Origin of the sequence: Pseudomonas parakoreensis (genome assembly GCF_021602155.1) — a bacterium.
Taxonomy (GTDB): domain Bacteria; phylum Pseudomonadota; class Gammaproteobacteria; order Pseudomonadales; family Pseudomonadaceae; genus Aquipseudomonas; species Aquipseudomonas parakoreensis.
Genome location: NZ_BQHY01000002.1, coordinates 451700 through 468316, shown reverse-complemented (window position 1 = coordinate 468316; position 16617 = coordinate 451700). Strand labels below are relative to the sequence as shown.

Annotated in this window: 13 protein-coding genes and 1 pseudogene; 7 read left to right on the top strand and 7 right to left on the bottom strand. The window is 61.7% G+C overall.

The annotated features are described in order from the left end of the window. Window positions 1-15 precede the first annotated feature (15 nt). The 3 genes from L6D63_RS04565 to L6D63_RS04555 all read left to right on the top strand — a co-directional run bounded on the left by L6D63_RS04565 (window position 16) and on the right by L6D63_RS04555 (window position 5768). Window positions 16-705: a GntR family transcriptional regulator gene (locus L6D63_RS04565; RefSeq protein ID WP_047294016.1), complete on the top strand. Its 690-nt coding sequence runs from the start codon at window positions 16-18 to the stop codon at window positions 703-705. Between the two features lie 135 nt (window positions 706-840). Then, window positions 841-2952: a hybrid sensor histidine kinase/response regulator gene (locus L6D63_RS04560; protein WP_121185137.1), complete on the top strand. Its 2112-nt coding sequence runs from the start codon at window positions 841-843 to the stop codon at window positions 2950-2952. Window positions 2953-3134: 182 nt separating this feature from the next. Beyond that, the gene (locus L6D63_RS04555) at window positions 3135-5768 is read left to right on the top strand and encodes an excinuclease ABC subunit UvrA (protein ID WP_131670303.1); all 2634 of its coding nucleotides are present in this window, start codon (window positions 3135-3137) and stop codon (window positions 5766-5768) included. Between the two features lie 1438 nt (window positions 5769-7206). On the opposite strand, the gene L6D63_RS04550 is transcribed toward L6D63_RS04555, so the two are convergent. From L6D63_RS04550 to L6D63_RS04525, 6 genes and pseudogenes are all read right to left on the bottom strand, one after another. Continuing rightward, entirely contained in the window at window positions 7207-9150 is a 1944-nt protein-coding gene (locus tag L6D63_RS04550; protein ID WP_131670305.1) for a response regulator, read from the bottom strand. Further along, window positions 9140-10015 carry a sensor histidine kinase gene (locus L6D63_RS04545; protein WP_131670306.1) on the bottom strand — a complete coding sequence of 292 codons (876 nt, stop codon included), beginning with the start codon at window positions 10013-10015 and terminating at the stop codon, window positions 9140-9142. The genes L6D63_RS04550 and L6D63_RS04545 overlap by 11 nt, the downstream gene beginning before the upstream one ends. After that, window positions 10008-11017 (bottom strand): annotated as a pseudogene (locus tag L6D63_RS04540) (ATP-binding protein). Before L6D63_RS04540 ends, L6D63_RS04545 begins: the two are co-directional and overlap by 8 nt. Continuing rightward, window positions 11014-11418, bottom strand: coding sequence for an anti-sigma regulatory factor (locus L6D63_RS04535; protein ID WP_041072521.1), 405 nt, complete (start codon window positions 11416-11418; stop codon window positions 11014-11016). Before L6D63_RS04535 ends, L6D63_RS04540 begins: the two are co-directional and overlap by 4 nt. Then, a complete protein-coding gene (locus L6D63_RS04530; RefSeq protein ID WP_041072523.1) occupies window positions 11415-11777 on the bottom strand; it encodes an STAS domain-containing protein in 363 nt (120 codons plus the stop codon). The genes L6D63_RS04535 and L6D63_RS04530 overlap by 4 nt, the downstream gene beginning before the upstream one ends. A 4-nt stretch (window positions 11778-11781) precedes the next feature. Beyond that, window positions 11782-12633, bottom strand: coding sequence for an STAS domain-containing protein (locus tag L6D63_RS04525; protein WP_047294027.1), 852 nt, complete (start codon window positions 12631-12633; stop codon window positions 11782-11784). A gap of 251 nt (window positions 12634-12884) precedes the next feature. On the opposite strand from L6D63_RS04525, the gene L6D63_RS04520 reads away from it, so the two are divergent. Beyond that, window positions 12885-13154: a hypothetical protein gene (locus tag L6D63_RS04520; RefSeq protein ID WP_095666739.1), complete on the top strand. Its 270-nt coding sequence runs from the start codon at window positions 12885-12887 to the stop codon at window positions 13152-13154. A 62-nt stretch (window positions 13155-13216) separates the two neighbouring features. Here L6D63_RS04520 and L6D63_RS04515 read toward each other — a convergent pair whose 3' ends face one another. Further along, complete coding sequence (locus L6D63_RS04515) at window positions 13217-13738, bottom strand: DUF4142 domain-containing protein (RefSeq protein WP_121185148.1); 522 nt, start codon at window positions 13736-13738, stop codon at window positions 13217-13219. Window positions 13739-13941: 203 nt separating this feature from the next. On the opposite strand from L6D63_RS04515, the gene L6D63_RS04510 reads away from it, so the two are divergent. The 3 genes from L6D63_RS04510 (at window position 13942) to L6D63_RS04500 (ending at window position 16597) form a co-directional block, all read left to right on the top strand. Then, entirely contained in the window at window positions 13942-14184 is a 243-nt protein-coding gene (locus tag L6D63_RS04510; protein WP_042559423.1) for a DUF465 domain-containing protein, read from the top strand. A 109-nt stretch (window positions 14185-14293) separates the two neighbouring features. Further along, window positions 14294-14458, top strand: coding sequence for a hypothetical protein (locus L6D63_RS04505; RefSeq protein ID WP_179294925.1), 165 nt, complete (start codon window positions 14294-14296; stop codon window positions 14456-14458). Window positions 14459-14608: 150 nt separating this feature from the next. Then, window positions 14609-16597 carry a peptidase U32 family protein gene (locus L6D63_RS04500; protein ID WP_131670307.1) on the top strand — a complete coding sequence of 663 codons (1989 nt, stop codon included), beginning with the start codon at window positions 14609-14611 and terminating at the stop codon, window positions 16595-16597. Window positions 16598-16617: the final 20 nt, after the last annotated feature.

Here is a 16617-nt window from a genome sequence, read left to right as displayed (position 1 = left end):
TAAAGGAGTGTTCGAATGACCGAGAAGAAACTGGAAACCACGGTCGACCGCGTCTACCAAGGGGTTTACCAGGCGATCAGCAAGCGTTCGCTGCGTCCGGGGATGAAGCTGGGCGAGGCTTCGCTGGCCGAACTGTTCAATGTCAGCCGTACGTCGGTGCGCGCTGCGCTCAAGCAACTGGAGGCCGAAGGCCTGGTCACCACCGAGCCCAATAAGGGGGCGTCGGTGTCGTTGCCGAGCAATGAAGAGATCCGCTCGCTGTTCGAAACCCGGCGGCTGATCGAGATCGGCATCGTCACCGAGCTGTGCCGCCGCAAGGACGCCGCGGCGATGCAAGACCTGCGCAAACACCTGTTGCTGGAAGATGAAGCCCACGCCGCCGGCGATCATGAACGACTGATCCACCTGCTCGGCGAGTTCCATATCAAACTGGCGCGCAGCCTCAATAATCCGGTGTTGCTGGACTGGTTCCAGAAGCTGATTTCCCGTGCCTCGCTGTACGTTGCCGCACTGGATGACGACAGCCACGAAGCCTGCCGCGACAACGAACATCTGCGCCTGATCGAATACATCGAGGCAGGCGACCAGAACGCCGCCATCGAGCTGACCTGCCTGCACCTCAATGGCGTCGAAAAGGCGATTCTCGACGTCGCTGCGAAGATGAAAACTGGCTACCATCCGCTCAAACACCTGATCGGGGTCTGAACCCGGGGCGCCGCGAGAAATCGGCTATACCTTCAATGAAACCAATGCGACCGGCGGCGCTCGAAACACAGGGGCGCTGCGTCCGTTCAGCGTTGCGATATATCGGGCAAACACCACAGGACACCGAGTCAATCGATGCAGTTTTTATCCGATAGCCACGGTTGTGACGGCTGGAAAGGCGAGATGGCCGAACGCATTTGCGCGTTCGACTGGCGCCACACCGAACTCGGCCCGCTCGACACCTGGCCTGCCAGCCTGTGCAGCGCCGTGCAATTGATGCTGGCCTCGCCCTTGCCGATGGTCATGCTCTGGGGCCACGCCGGGTACATGATCTACAACGACGCGTACTCGCAGTTTGCCGGTGGTCGCCACCCATATCTGCTGGGTGCACCCGTGGAACTGGGGTGGCCGGAAGTCGCCGACTTCAATCGGCATGTGGTTGACACCTGTCTGGCGGGCGGCACCTTGTCCTACCGCAACAAGGAACTGGTGCTGTTGCGCGATGGCGTGCCTGAAGATGTCTGGATGGATCTGTATTACAGCCCGGTGGCCAACGACGACGGCGTGCCTTCCGGGGTGATGGCGATGGTGGTCGAGACCACCGAGTTGGTGCGCTCCGAGCGCCTGCGTCAGGCGGCAGAAGACGCCTATCGGGCCGACAACGAACGGGTGCGTCTGGCGCTGAATGCCGGGGCGTTGCTCGGCTCGTTTGTCTGGGATGTGAAGAACAATGTGTTGTCGGCGGACGAGCGTTTCGCTCGCACGTTTTCGTATCCGCCCGAGCAGGATCTGAGCAACCTGCCGCAATCCCTGACTGAGTCGCGGATTCACCCGGATGACCTGGCGTGGGTGCAGGACCGGGTCAATCATTCGCTGCAGACCGGCGAGCCGTACAACGCCGAATACCGCGTGCGGCGCGCGGACGGCAGCTACCTGTGGGTGCTCGCCAGTGGCGCCTGCGAGTTCGACGAACACGGCGCGCCGTTTCGTTTCCCCGGGGTGTTGATCGACATCCATGAACGCAAGATTGCCGAAGAATCCCTGCTCAAATTCACGCGCAACCTGGAGCAGCGGGTGGCCAGTGAAGTGGATGCCCGGCTGGCGGCGGAAGAGCAATTGCGCCAGTCGCAAAAACTTGAAGCCATCGGCGGACTGACCGGCGGCGTGGCCCACGACTTCAACAACCTGCTGCAAGTGATTGCCGGCAACCTGCATTTGCTGGCGCGGCATGAGCCGGACAATGCCAACGTGCAACGCCGGGTCAGCGCCTCGCTGGCAGCGGTGGAACGCGGTGCGAAACTGTCGTCACAATTGCTCGCTTTTGCCCGGCGCCAACCGTTGTCGCCGGCGGTGTGCGATCCACGACAGATCTTCGACGGCGTTGGCGAACTGCTCCAGCGTGCACTCGGCGAAACCATTCAGATCGACGTGCAATTGCCGCAGGACCCCTGGCACATCAACGTCGACCGCAATCAACTGGAAAACGCCATTCTCAATCTGGCGATCAACGCCCGGGACGCGATGAAAGGCGAGGGCACGATTGTCCTCAGCGCCATCAATACGCGGCTGGACAGCACTTTTTGCGCAGGCAAAGGCATCGTCGCCGGCGATTTCGTGCGGGTGATGGTCAGCGACAGCGGCGTTGGCATTGCGCCTCAAATGCTTGAGCAGGTATTCGAGCCGTTCTTCACCACCAAGGCTGACGGCCAGGGTACCGGGCTCGGTTTGAGCATGGTGTTCGGCTTCGTCAAACAAAGTGGTGGCCATGTCGAGATCGACAGCACCGTGGGCGAAGGCACGCGGGTGCAACTGTACTTTCCGCGCAGCCTGCGTCCGGTCCTTGATGAGACGCCGAGCGTCGACCCGCAGCAGAGCGGCGGCCATGAAACCATTCTGGTGGTCGAAGACAACGACGCGGTGCGCGCCTCGGCCGTGGAATTGCTGCGCGAGGAAGGCTACCGCGTATTGACTGCGAGCAATGGCGACGTGGCGATGCAGAGGCTGCTGGAAGGTATCGAAGTGGATCTGATTTTCACCGACGTGGTGATGCCGGGGCTGATCAAAAGCTCCGATCTGGCGGCATGGGCCAAGGTGCAGGTGCCGCCGGTGGCGGTGCTGTTCACCTCTGGGCACACCCGCGACATCATTTCACGCAACCACCAGTTGAGCCCGGACACGCACTTGCTGAGCAAACCGTATGGCCCGAAGTCACTGTTGCAGATGATTCGATCGGTGCTCAGTGCCTAGCTGGCCAATTCCCGATTCCCTGTGGCGAGGGGATTCATCCCCGATGGAGTGCGCAGCACTCCCCTGCATTTTTCCAGCTATATGGCATTTGCAGTGACTGCGCCGGCTGCGCCGCCGATCGGGGATAAATCCCCTCACCACAGGGTTCAGCTTCGCCCCTATTTTTTCTGCAGGGACAGCCAATGACTTCCAAGCGTAATTCCAAAGCACCCGCCGGCATGGTCCGGGTGCGTGGCGCCCGTGAGCACAACCTGAAGAACGTCGACGTCGACATCCCTCGCGATGCGCTGGTGGTGTTTACTGGCGTTTCCGGTTCGGGCAAGTCGTCGCTGGCCTTTTCGACCTTGTACGCCGAAGCCCAACGGCGCTATTTCGAATCGGTGGCGCCGTACGCGCGGCGCCTGATCGATCAGGTCGGTGTGCCGGACGTCGATGCCATCGAAGGCTTGCCGCCCGCCGTGGCTTTGCAACAGCAGCGCGGTACGCCGAGCACGCGCTCGTCGGTGGGCAGCGTGACCACCTTGTCCAGCCTGATCCGCATGCTGTATTCCCGCGCCGGCAGTTATCCGCCGGGGCAACCGATGCTCTATGCCGAGGATTTTTCTCCGAACACGCCGCAGGGCGCCTGTCCTGAGTGCCACGGCCTTGGCCGGGTCTACGAAGTGACCGAGGCGCTGATGGTGCCCGATCCGGACCTGACCATCCGCCAGCGCGCCGTGGCGTCCTGGCCGCTGGCGTGGCAAGGGCAGAACCTGCGCGACATTCTTGTGACCATGGGCATCGACGTCGACATTCCGTGGAAGAAGCTGCCGAAAAAACAGCGCGACTGGATTCTGTTCACCGAAGAAACGCCCACCGTGCCGGTGTACGCCGGGCTGACCCCGGAGGAAACCCGGGTCGCGCTCAAACGCAAGATGGAACCGAGTTATCAGGGCACTTTCACCGGCGCCCGCCGTTACATCCTGCACACCTTTACCCACTCGCAAAGTGCGCTGATGAAGAAGCGCGTTGCGCAATTCATGCTCGGCAGCCCGTGCCCGTTGTGTGACGGCAAGCGCCTCAAGCGTGAAGCGTTGTCGGTGACCTTTGCCGGATACGACATTGGCGAGTTGTCGCAGATGCCGTTGCTGCAAGTGGCCGAAGTATTGAAGCCCGTGGCCGCGGCGACGTACCTGGAACAGGCCGAGGAAAGCGGTGAAACCCTCAGCCATGCGCAAACCCGCGAGGCACGTCAGCAACGCGTCGCCCACGGTGCCAGCGGCCACGCCAGCGCGCCGGACGTACGCCACACGCCGAACCTGTCGCTGGAAAAGCGTCTGGCGGCGCAGCGCATTGCCGAGGACTTGCTGGAACGGGTGAGCACCCTGACCGATCTGGGCCTTGGTTACCTGGCGCTGGAGCGCAGCACGCCGACCTTGTCGGCCGGTGAGCTGCAGCGCCTGCGTCTGGCGACACAATTGGGCTCGCAACTGTTCGGCGTGATCTACGTGCTCGACGAGCCGTCCGCCGGCCTGCATCCAGCCGATGGCGAGGCGCTGTTCGAGGCCTTGCAGCGCCTGAAGGCCGACGGCAACACGCTGTTTGTGGTCGAGCACGATCTGGAAACCATGCGCCGCGCCGACTGGCTGATTGATGTCGGCCCGGCGGCGGGTGAGAAGGGCGGGCAGGTGTTGTACAGCGGCCCTCCGGCCGGGTTGGCCGAGATCGACGAATCGCAGACCCGCGCCTATCTGTTTGCCGAGAGCCAGCGGCAGACCCGCACCGCGCGCAAGCCGAGCGGTTGGCTGAAACTTGACGGGATCAGCCGCAATAACCTGCACAACCTCAGCGCTGAATTTCCGCTGGGCTGTTTTACCTCGGTGACCGGGGTATCGGGTTCGGGCAAGTCGAGTCTGGTCAGTCAGGCGTTGCTCGAACTGGTCGGTGCGCAACTCGGGCGGCCGGTGATTGAAGAGGCGCCGGAAGAGCTCAGTCTCGAAGACGACGCGCCGCAGGCCAGCAGCGGTCAGGTGACTTCAGGGCTGGCGTCGATCAAACGACTGGTGCAGGTCGATCAGAAGCCGATTGGCCGCACGCCGCGTTCGAATCTGGCGACCTACACCGGGCTGTTCGACAACGTCCGCAAACTGTTCGCCGCCACCCCCGAGGCGCGGGCGGCGGGGTATGACGCCGGGCAGTTCTCCTTCAACGTCGCCAAGGGCCGTTGCCCGACCTGCGAGGGTGAGGGGTTTGTCAGCGTTGAGTTGCTGTTCATGCCGAGCGTGTATGCACCGTGTCCGACCTGCCATGGCGCGCGCTATAACCCGCAGACGTTGATGATTCAGTGGCAAGGCCTGAGCATTGAGCAGGTGTTGCAACTGACCGTGGATGAGGCGGTCGAGGTGTTCGGCGAACAGCCGGCAATTCGCCGTTCGCTGGAGGTGCTGCGAGACATCGGCCTCGGTTATCTGCGGCTCGGGCAGCCGGCCACCGAGCTGTCCGGTGGCGAGGCGCAGCGGATCAAACTGGCAACCGAACTGCAGCGCAATCAGCGCGGCGCGACCTTGTATGTGCTGGATGAACCGACCACCGGCTTGCATCCGCGGGATGTCGATCGGCTGCTGGAACAACTGGACAACCTGGTGACGGCAGGGCACACGGTCATCGTGGTCGAGCATGAAATGCGCGTGGTAGCGCAGAGTGACTGGGTGATCGACATCGGCCCGGGGGCCGGGGATCAGGGCGGCCGGATTGTCGTGGCCGGCACACCGCAGAAAGTCGCAGCGAGCAAGAAGAGCCGGACGGCGCCGTTTCTGGCCCGGGCCTTGAGCCGATAGCGACGCCGTCCCGACCGGCCCCATCGCCAGCAGGCTGGCTCCTACAGTTTTTTGCGGTGTGCACAAGGCTGTTGATCAACATAAAACCTTGTGGGAGCTGGCTTGCCAGGGATAGCGGAATGTCAGGCAATGAGAGGCGGAATGTACCGACGCCATCGCGGGCAAGCCCGCTCCCACAGGTTTTTACGGTGTTCACAACACCTGCGGATGGCATCAGTCCTGTGGGAGCTGGCTTGCCAGCGATAGCGGAAGGTCAGGCAATGAGAGGCTGAATGTACCGACGCCATCGCGGGCAAGCCCGGCTCCCACAGGTTTTTGCGGTGTTCACAACACCTGCGGATGGCATCAGTCCTGTGGGAGCTGGCTTGCCAGCGATAGCGGAAGGTCAGGCAATGAGAGGCTGAATGTGCCGACGCCATCGCGGGCAAGCCCGCTCCCACAGGTTTTTGCGGTGTTCACAACACCTGCGGATGGCATCAGTCCAGTGGGAGCTGGCTTGCCAGCGATAGCGGAATGTCAGGCAATGAGAGACGGAATGTGCCGACGCCATCGCGGGCAAGCCCGCTCCCACAGGTTTTTGCGGTGTTCACAACACCTGCGGATGGCATCAGTCCTGTGGGAGCTGGCTTGCCAGCGATAGCGGAATGTCAGGCAATGAGAGGCTGAATGTACCGACGCAATCGCGGGCAAGCCCGGCTCCCACAGTTTTTTGCGGTGTTCACAACACCTGCGGATGGCATCAGTCCTGTGGGAGCTGGCTTGCCAGCGATAGCGGAAGGTCAGGCAATGAGAGGCTGAATGTACCGACGCCATCGCGGGCAAGCCCGCTCCCACAGGTTTTTACGGTGTTCACAACACCTGCGGATGGCATCAGTCCAGTGGGAGCTGGCTTGCCAGCGATAGCGGAATGTCAGGCAATGAGAGGCTGGATGTACCGACGCCATCGCGGGCAAGCCCGCTCCCACAGGTTTTTGCGGTGTTCACAACACCTGCGGATGGCATCAGTCCTGTGGGAGCTGGCGTGCCAGCGATAGCGGAAGGTCAGGCAATGAGAGGCTGGATGTACCGACGCCATCGCGGGCAAGCTCGCTCCCACAGTTTTTTGCGGTGTTCACAACACCTGCGGATGGCATCAGTCCTGTGGGAGCTGGCTTGCCAGCGATAGCGGAATGTCAGGCAATGAGAGGCGGAATGTACCGACGCCATCGCGGGCAAGCCCGGCTCCCACAGGTTTTTGCGGTGTTCACAATACCTGCGGATGGCATCAGTCCTGTCGGAGCTGGCTTGCCCGCGAAAGCGGTGTGTCAGGCAATAGAGATGCCGGATGTACCGAAGCCTTCGCGAGCAGGCTCGCTCCCACAGGATTTTGTGGTGTGCACAGGATGGTTGATCTACACAGAGCCATTGTGGGAGCGAGCCTGCTCGCGAAAGCGGCCGCTCAGGCGCCATCAAGCGTGCGCCGGACCTTGTCCAGCAGTTCGCTGATCTGGAACGGCTTGACCAGCATTTCCATGCCGCTGCCCAGAAATACCTGGCGATTGATCGCGGTCTCGGCATAACCGGTCATGAACAGAATCGGCAGGCTTTCACGCCAGCCCCGCGCCACGTCCGCCAGTTCACGACCGCTCATGCGCGGCAGGCCAACATCGCTCAGTAACAGGTCGATGGTCGGATCATTCTGCAAGCGCTCCAGCGCGGTTTCGATATCCGCCGCCTGGGTGCAGCGGTAACCCGCATCCTCCAGCACTTCGGTGACGAACATGCGCACCGCCGGCATGTCTTCGACAATCAGGACATGCTCACCGGCGCCCTGCGGATCAACTTTCGGCGCCGGGATATCGGCCCCGGTCGGGTCGTTGGTCGCCGGCAGCATGAGGGTCACTTCGGTGCCGCGCCGTGCCACGCTGCGGATGTGCGCATCGCCGCCGGACTGGCGGGCGAAACCGTAGATCGTCGACAACCCCAGACCGGTCCCCTGACCCAGCGGTTTGGTGGTGAAGAACGGATCGAACACTTTGTCGATTACACTGTGCTCGATACCGGTGCCGTCATCGCGCACCGACAGCGCCACATACGCACCATCGGCCAGGTTCGGGTCGCCGTGGGAATATGCCGCATAGGTGTTGACCCAGATATTGCCGCCTCTGGGCAGCGCATCCCGGGCATTGATCACCAGATTCAGCACCGCGCTTTCCAGTTGCACCGGATCGACCAGGGCAATCGCCGGTTTGTTGGTCAGCTCAAGTTTGAGCGTGATGCGTTCACCGATGGTGCGCATCAGCAACTCTTCCAGCGAGCGCACTTGCTCATTGATGTCTACCGGTCGGGTATCCAATGGCTGTTGGCGAGCGAAGGCCAGCAGGCGATGAGTGAGTGACGCGGCGCTCATCGCTGAATTCAGTGCGGCTTCGGCGTAGAACTGCACCTTGTCCGGACGCGCATCGGCCACGCGTTTCTGGATCAGTTCCAGGCTGGTGATGATCCCGGTCAGCAGATTGTTGAAGTCGTGGGCAATGCCTCCGGTGAGCTTGCCCAGCGCGTCCATTTTCTGCACTTGCAGCAGCTGCGATTCGGCACGCACGCGCTCGGCGACTTCCTTGGCCAGTTGTGTGGTGGTGTCGTCCAGCTGTGCCAGGTGCGAGCGTTCGCGGTGGCGATGCTCGGTGACGTCTTCGACGAATACCAGGCTGAGCTGCGGCGTGCGGTACGGCGAAATCTGCCACTCGGTTTCGCGAATCTCGCCCTGTACGCGCATGTTCAACGTGCCTTTCCAGCGCTCGCCATCGACCAGTCGCAGGCGCAACTCGTCGAGGATCGCGCCCTGGTCATCGTCGAAGCATTCGCTGAGGGTGTGCGGGTTGCGGTTGTCCTGAATCATTTGCGTGAAGGCATGGTTGCATTCATGCACTTTCAGGTTGGCATCGAGCACGGCAATCGGCGCCGAGACATTGACGAAAATCTCGCGGAACCGGGCCTCGCTCTCACGCAGCGCATTTTCGGTATCACGCACTCGCAGCAAAGTGCGCAGGGTCGCCAACAGCACGTCCGGGTCCACCGGGTGAATCAGGTAGGCATCGGCCCCGGCGTCCAGCCCGGTGATGATGTCGCCGGTCTGGATCGATGCGGCAGACACATGGATCACCGGCAGCAGCGCGGTATGCGCATCAGCCCGCAGAATGCGCACGATATCGAAACCGCTCATGTCCGGCAGATTGACGTCGAGGATCAGGGCGTCGAGCGCTTCGCTGGCGACCAGTGTCAGGCCTTCGCTGCCGGTACCGGCCTCCAGCACCTCATAGCCATGGCGCTCCAGACGCCGGCGCAAGGCGTAGCGAGTGGCGACGTTGTCGTCGACGATCAGCAGACGGATGTCACGTTTCATCGATATTCTCCAGAGCGAGCGCCAGTGGAATGATCACGAAAAAGGTCGAGCCGACCCCTGGCTTGCTGTCCATTCCGACCTCGCCGCCGAGCAGGGCGGCAAAGCGCTTGCACAGCGACAGGCCGAGACCGGTGCCGCGCAGGCGTTTCTGCAATGGCGAGTCGACCTGAGAAAAGTCCTCGAACAATGCACCATGCAGCTCCGGCGCGATACCGATGCCGGTGTCGCTGACGGCAAAACGTACTTTGTCCGCACCTTCCAGGCGCGCCGAGACCCGCACTTCGCCACGGGTGGTGAATTTCAGCGAGTTGGAAATGAAATTGCGCAGGATCTGCGCGAGTTTCTTGTCGTCGGTGTACAGGCGCGGCAATCCGACCGGCTCTTCGAAAATCAGATCAACCGCCGACGCATCGACGATCGGCCGGAACATGCCGCGCAACGCGCTGAACAGATCGAACATGTCGAACCACGCCGGAGAAATACTGATTCGTCCGGCTTCAATTTTCGCCAGATCGAGCAGGTCATCGACCATGTCGCTCAGTTCCCGGGCGGCGCTGCTGACGAACGCCACTTGTTTGTGCTGCTCGGGGCTGAGCGGGCCGTCGAGCTCGTCGGCGAGCAAACTGTTGACGCTCAGGATCGAACCCAGCGGCGTGCGGAACTCATGGCTCATGTACGACAGGAAACGGCTTTTCAGATCCGAAGCCTGGCGCAGTTGTTCGGCCTGGGTGTCGAGCTCGGCGTAAAGCGCGAGCACGCCCTGGTTGGTTTCGTCGAGTTCGTCGCGCAGGGCGGCGGTCTCGCTTTGCAACTGGGCGATCAGGGCAGCCTGCTCCGCCGCGTTCAGGGTGGGCGACTCAGCCATGGGCGGCCTCCAGGGCAACGACCAGCACCGTTACGTCGTCGCGTCCGCGACAGAAATCGCGGTGCAGGACGCTGGCTATCACGGCGGGATGGCGGTGCACCAGACCGGGGTAGTCTTGAAGATTCCAACGGGACTGCAGGCCGTCGCTGTACATGATCAATAGATGTCCGTTCACGTGAGCATAGTCAAAGGGCTGGGCTTTCCGGTATTGGCCGCCGACGATCCCCGGATGCGAGGCCAGCCCGCGCGACTTGTCGGCGCTGATCAGGCTGGCGCCGATGTTGCCCACGCCGGTATAGGTCAGGCCGTCGCGGGCGGCATTGAACTGCGCGAACGCGGCAGCACCACCGCGGCTGCCGATCATGTCGCGGTGCATGTCCTCCATCAGCAGCACCGGGCTGGCGAACGGGCTCTGGGCGAACACCTGTTCGCCGGCCTTGGCCGCCCGCTCGGCGTCTTCACCGTGGCCGAGGCCGTCGATGATCAGCGCACTGACGTTGGTACCGTTGTACGCCAGGTGCCAAGTGTCGCCGCACGCCGGATCGTTGTGCAGTGAGTGCTGGCTGACGCCGTAACGCAGGTCGGCTGACGGTCTGCGCGTGGATACAAACGCGCCAGCAGCACCGCGCCACGGGTGTCGGCATAAACGTCAAACACGTCGGTCTGGCGCGCCACGGCGCCCAGCCCGATGCCCTGGGTGCCACCGGTGGAAAAGCCATCGGTCAGGCACGCGTCCAGGTCAAAGCCTTGAGCGCGATCGACCGCAAGCATTTCGATGCCGAAGCCGCCGGTTCGCGGTAGCAGCCGCAGGTGAAACTCGCCACGGCTGGCATGCTTGAGCACATTACTGGCCAGTTCGGTGGCGACCAGCGCCACACGTCCGGCTTCGGTCGCATCGAAGCCATGTTGCTCGGCGAGCCGTTGCGCGGTGCGCCGGGCGTGGCCGATCTGGCTGCTGTCTTCGATCAGCAGCACCTGGGTCAGCGACCCAGCGATATTCATGTCCATCGGGTGATCGTTATTCGAGTGCCCTTGCCGGGCTCGGTGTCCAGTTCGAATTCATCGACCAGCCGTTTCGCGCCCGTAAGCCCCAGGCCCAGACCGCTGCCGGAGGTCCAGCCATCGGTCATCGCCAGTTTGATGTCGGGAATGCCCGGGCCTTCATCGCGAAAAGTCAGGCGCAGGCCGACACGTGCGTTTTCGTCGAGGATCTGCCAATCCATGTCGCCGCCACCGCCGTAGACCATGGTGTTGCGCGCCAGTTCTGAAACGGCCGTCACCAGTTTGGTCAGGTCGATCAGCCGCATGCCGCATTCGGTGGCCAGTTTGCGCGCCGTCTGCCGGGCGAGCACCACGTCCTGCTCGATGCTGATCGGTTGAGTACCGCTGCTGCGTACGGTCATTGTTGGCGTACTCGTTCCTGCAGCAGTTTCATTCCGCGCTCGACGTTCAGCGCGGTGCTGACGCCGGGCAGGGTCAGGCCGAGTTCGACCAGGGTAATTGCCACGGCGGGTTGCATGCCTACCAGCATGGTTTCGGCATCCATGATTTTTGACAGGCCGGAGATGGTGCCGATCATCCGCCCGATGAACGAGTCGACCATGTCCAGCGCCGAGATATCGATCAACACACCGCGCGCCGACGTCCTGCTGATGCGCTCGGACAGGTCGTCCTGCAGGGTCAGGGCCAGTTGGTCATGCATGTCGACCTGGATGGTGACGAGCAGAAAGTCGCCCATTTGAAGAATCGGAATACGCTCCATCGGCTCAGACCGCTTTGCCGAGGCTGATGCCCAGGCGGGTAAGCGCGAGTTTCAATGCATCGGCCAGATTGGCCTTGGTGACCACGCCTTGCAGGTCCAGACCCAGGTGCACGATGGTCTGGGCGATCTGCGGACGCACGCCGCTGATGATGCAGTCGGCGCCCATCAGGCGAATCGCGGTCACGGTTTTCAGCAGGTGTTGCGCGACCAGGGTATCCACGGTGGGGACGCCGGTGATGTCGATGATGGCGATTTCCGAACCGGTGTCGACGATGCGTTGCAGCAGGGATTCCATCACCACCTGGGTGCGTTGCGAGTCCAGGGTGCCGATCATCGGCAGCGCCAGCACGCCATCCCACAGTTTGACCACTGGCGTGGAGAGCTCCAGCAATTCTTCCTGTTGACGTTTGATCACCGCTTCGCGGGACTTCTGGAAGGTACGGATGGTGTGCATGCCGAAGGCGTCGAACAGTTCGGAAATCTCCCAGAGTTGTTCGGCCAGCAGTGCCGGTTGTTCGCGATAGTGACTTTGCAGCAAGGCAAACAGCGGGCCTTTGAGCGCAAAAATGAAGCTGGCGGTCTGTTGCGAATCCTGACCGAGCAGGGCGCGGCTGTGGGAAAGCTTTTCGAGGAACTGGCGGGTGGCTTCCCAACCCGGCGCATTGATGTGGGTGCCGTTGTCATCCTGCAAGCCATTGATCACCAGTTGCAGGAATTCGCTGGTCTGTTGTTGCAGGTCATGGTCCTTGAGGTTGCGGGTGGCGCCGCTGGCTTCCAGGCCGTTGATCCATTCGCTCAGCAGTTGGGATTGTTTGTTTTTCATCGCATCGAATGTGCTGTTCTGCAGTGCTGCCATGTGCCTGTTGCTCCGTAGCGTATGGGGGCCGGTTCTGTAAAAAGTGACCGGTGCGAACTCAGTGACCTTTGCCGTTCAAAATAGTTGTTCGGTTGCGCAAGGATATTTTTGATCTGGCGCAAGAAAGGCCCCGGTAACTGTAGTCGGCGCCTCTGAAACCAGCGATGTTTTGAACGTTGGCACTGTAGCGGCTTCGAACATTCAGGGGCGGCGGGTTTGAGTCGCGCCAGCATTGAAAAAACGAGGTGGCTATGAACGAGCAATCGCAACACCAGCAGCAACCGGGTGCCGAACCGATCAATCGCAACGACCCGGCCATCGACCCGCAAGTGCCGGGACAGAGCTCACCCATCCCGCCGAAGGGCGAGGGCGAGCAAGTCCAGAGCGCTGACCCTGCGGTGGACCAGAAGAACAAACACACCGACAACGACAACGAGTTCAGCCCCGGTTTCGAACCTGAGCCCGATCGTCCGAAGCCCGGCGAAGAAACCGATGCCGACATCGATACTGACGGCGGTTGATCACGCTGAAATGACAAAAGGCCGCATTAATCAATGCGGCCTTTCGTTGTACAGCGCCCGGGTTACTTGCTTGGGTGCTTGGCCTGCAACTCTTTGGCGGCCGCCAGGTGTTTTTCCAGCGCCGGCAACATCTTCTGCGCGAAGGCTTTCAATTCCGTGGCGCCCTTGACCTTGTCGTCGGTCACCGTGTTCGCTTCTTTCTTGAACAATTCGATGGTTTCTTCGTGGGCTTTGACCTGGTTGTTGGCGTAGGCCGCATCGAAGGATTCGTCACGCATGTCGAGGATCTTCTCCTTGGCCTGCTTGACCAGGGTGGTGCTGTCCGGCACCTCGATGTCATTGGCCTTGGCGATGCTCGCCAGTTCGTCGTTGGCCTTGCCGTGGTCGGTGATCATCATGTTGGCGAAGGCCTTGATGTCGGCCGACTGGCTTTTTTCCAGGGCCAGGCGGCTGGTCTCGATCTCTGCAATGCCACCGGCTGCGGCATTGTCGACGAAACTGTTGGAAGTGGCGGCAAAGGCACTGCCCATGCCGCTGCTCAACGCGACAGCGAGAACGAGGTGACGCAGGTTGAATCCGTCCATTGGTATTTCTCCACACAGGTTTTTGTTGACGTTATGTAATGGAGGCAATGGCGCAGGCAAAGGTTTGATCGCGTTTACGACAGGGCGACGAACGGCCACCGCTGGTCTGACAGGTGGTCGACAGAACCCCTCAACCGAGGCCATTCTGATACGGGCTGACGCATCGGTCGCGTTGGCTGCCGATCAACTGACGGAGGTGTTCCATGCCGGTTCCCCATGACCTGTTTCAGGACTTGAGCTGCACGAAGGAAGAGATCCAGCAAAAACGCACCCAGGATCCACGACTGGATTCACTGATCAACAAGTATTCCCAGGCTGACGCCGACGTGGTCAAGGCCGAAACGGCCACCTCGGACGCCCCCAGCGACGACGCACTGAAAAAACTCAAAGAGAAGCGTCTGAAGGTCAAGGACGAAATAGTCAGCCATTTGCAGGCGCCGTCCTGATCCCCGGATGATCCGCCGACCCACGGTTGCGGATTGACTGGAACGACAACCACCCTCGGCACCTCGAATGTACAGAGTCTTCATTTAGCGACTCTTTGCGAGGTGCCTCATGAACACACCCAGATTCCCCAGTGAAGAGCAGGGCGGTTTCGACCCGGTTCCCACGCATCCTGAGCCCAACAGCCCGGCGCACACCACCACTTTTCCCGAAGAGCCGGACGAAGATCTCCCTGAAGACGAAGATCCGGACACGTTCGACCGATCCGGCAATTGACAGGCCCTAAGCGCTGGCAAGCCGGTTATCGCAGGGGATGTGTCTTTCAGTGGCGTCGGGACATTTGCCACTTGGCAGCACAAGCGTGCCGCTCGGGCGTTTCGCGGCTACAATGCGCGCCTTGACCGTGACCGCCTGACTAAAAAAACTATGTCCTTGCCCAAGCATCACCTGGAACTGCTCAGCCCCGCCCGTGACGTGGCCATCGCCCGTGAAGCCATCCTGCACGGCGCCGACGCCGTGTACATCGGTGGCCCGAGCTTCGGCGCGCGCCACAACGCCTGCAACGAAGTGAGTGAAATCGCCGGACTGGTGGAGTTTGCCCGCCGTTATCACGCGCGCATTTTCACCACCATCAACACCATTCTGCACGACAACGAACTGGAGCCGGCCCGCCAGCTGATCCACCAGTTGTACGACGCCGGCGTCGACGCGCTGATCGTTCAGGATCTGGGCGTAATGGAGCTGGACATTCCGCCGATCGAGCTGCATGCCAGTACCCAGACTGACATCCGCACCCTGGAGCGGGCGAAGTTCCTTGATCAGGCCGGTTTCTCGCAACTGGTGCTGGCCCGTGAGCTGAACCTGAAAGAAATCCGCGCCATCGCCGATGAAACCGATGCTGCCATCGAGTTCTTCATCCACGGCGCCCTGTGCGTGGCGTTCTCCGGGCAGTGCAACATTTCCCACGCGCAGACCGGGCGCAGCGCCAACCGTGGCGACTGCTCCCAGGCCTGCCGTCTGCCGTACACCCTCAAAGACGAAAAGGGTGGCGTGATCGCCTACGAAAAACACCTGCTGTCGATGAAGGACAACAACCAGAGCGCCAACATCCGCGCGCTGGTCGAGGCCGGTGTGCGCTCGTTCAAGATCGAAGGTCGTTACAAGGACATGGGCTATGTGAAGAACATCACGGCCTATTACCGCCAGCGTCTCGACGATGTGCTCGAAGACCGTCCGGATCTGGCCCGCGCTTCCAGCGGCCGCACCGCGCATTTCTTCCTGCCGGACCCGGAAAAGACCTTCCACCGTGGCAGCACCGACTACTTCGTCACTGATCGCAAGATCGACATCGGCGCGTTCGACTCGCCAACCTTCACCGGCCTGCCAGTGGGCACCGTCGAGAAAGTCGGCAAGCGTGACATGCAGGTGGTGACGCAGGAGCCGCTGTCCAACGGCGATGGCCTCAACGTGCTGGTCAAGCGTGAAGTGGTGGGTTTCCGCGCCAACATCGCCGAGCCGAAAGGCGAGTTCGAAGAAGACGGCGAGAAGCGCTACCGCTACCGCGTCGAGCCGAACGAAATGCCCGAAGGCCTGTACAAGCTGCGCCCGAACCATCCGCTGAACCGCAACCTCGACCACAACTGGCAACAGGCACTGCTGAAGACCTCTGCCGAACGCCGCGTGGCCCTGAGCTGGGTGGCGCGTCTGCGTGAAGAGCAGCTGGAACTGACCGCCACCAGTGAAGAGGGCATCAGTGCCAGCGTGACCCTGAACGGTCCGTTCGGGGTGGCCAACAAACCGGAGCAGGCGCTGGAGCAATTGCAGGATCTGCTCGGCCAGCTCGGCACTACCCAATATCACGCCATCGACGTGAAACTGGACGCACCGCAGGCATTCTTCATTCCGAACTCGCAGCTCAAAGCCCTGCGTCGTGAAGTCATCGAAGCGCTGACCGCCGCCCGCGTTGCGGCGCACCCGCGTGGCAGCCGCAAGGCCGAAACCACGCCGCCGCCGGTGTACCCGGAGTCGCACCTGTCGTTCCTGGCCAACGTCTACAACCAGAAGGCCCGCGACTTCTATCACCGTCACGGCGTGAAGCTGATCGATGCGGCTTACGAGGCGCACGAAGAGGCCGGTGAAGTGCCGGTGATGATCACCAAGCACTGCCTGCGTTTCTCGTTCAACCTGTGCCCGAAACAGGCCAAGGGCGTGACCGGCGTGCGCACCAAAGTCGCGCCGATGCAGCTGATTCACGGCGACGAAGTGCTGACCCTGAAGTTCGACTGCAAGCCGTGCGAGATGCACATCATCGGCAAGATGAAAGGCCACATCCTCAACATGCCGCAGCCGGGCAGCGTGGTGGGCCACATCAGCCCTGAAGACCTGCTGAAAACCATCCCGCGCGCGCCACACTGAGTGACGGGCGGGCGTGGCAC

Coding starts and splice junctions, on each gene's coding strand:
- L6D63_RS04545 (WP_131670306.1), bottom strand. CDS start 10,015: ATGGCTGAGTCGCCCACCCTGAACGCGGCGGAGCAGGCTGCCCTGATC.
- L6D63_RS04515 (WP_121185148.1), bottom strand. CDS start 13,738: ATGGACGGATTCAACCTGCGTCACCTCGTTCTCGCTGTCGCGTTGAGC.
- L6D63_RS04500 (WP_131670307.1), top strand. CDS start 14,609: ATGTCCTTGCCCAAGCATCACCTGGAACTGCTCAGCCCCGCCCGTGAC.
- L6D63_RS04525 (WP_047294027.1), bottom strand. CDS start 12,633: ATGGCAGCACTGCAGAACAGCACATTCGATGCGATGAAAAACAAACAA.
- L6D63_RS04550 (WP_131670305.1), bottom strand. CDS start 9,150: ATGAAACGTGACATCCGTCTGCTGATCGTCGACGACAACGTCGCCACT.
- L6D63_RS04505 (WP_179294925.1), top strand. CDS start 14,294: ATGAACACACCCAGATTCCCCAGTGAAGAGCAGGGCGGTTTCGACCCG.
- L6D63_RS04510 (WP_042559423.1), top strand. CDS start 13,942: ATGCCGGTTCCCCATGACCTGTTTCAGGACTTGAGCTGCACGAAGGAA.
- L6D63_RS04560 (WP_121185137.1), top strand. CDS start 841: ATGCAGTTTTTATCCGATAGCCACGGTTGTGACGGCTGGAAAGGCGAG.
- L6D63_RS04535 (WP_041072521.1), bottom strand. CDS start 11,418: ATGACCGTACGCAGCAGCGGTACTCAACCGATCAGCATCGAGCAGGAC.
- L6D63_RS04565 (WP_047294016.1), top strand. CDS start 16: ATGACCGAGAAGAAACTGGAAACCACGGTCGACCGCGTCTACCAAGGG.
- L6D63_RS04555 (WP_131670303.1), top strand. CDS start 3,135: ATGACTTCCAAGCGTAATTCCAAAGCACCCGCCGGCATGGTCCGGGTG.
- L6D63_RS04520 (WP_095666739.1), top strand. CDS start 12,885: ATGAACGAGCAATCGCAACACCAGCAGCAACCGGGTGCCGAACCGATC.
- L6D63_RS04530 (WP_041072523.1), bottom strand. CDS start 11,777: ATGGAGCGTATTCCGATTCTTCAAATGGGCGACTTTCTGCTCGTCACC.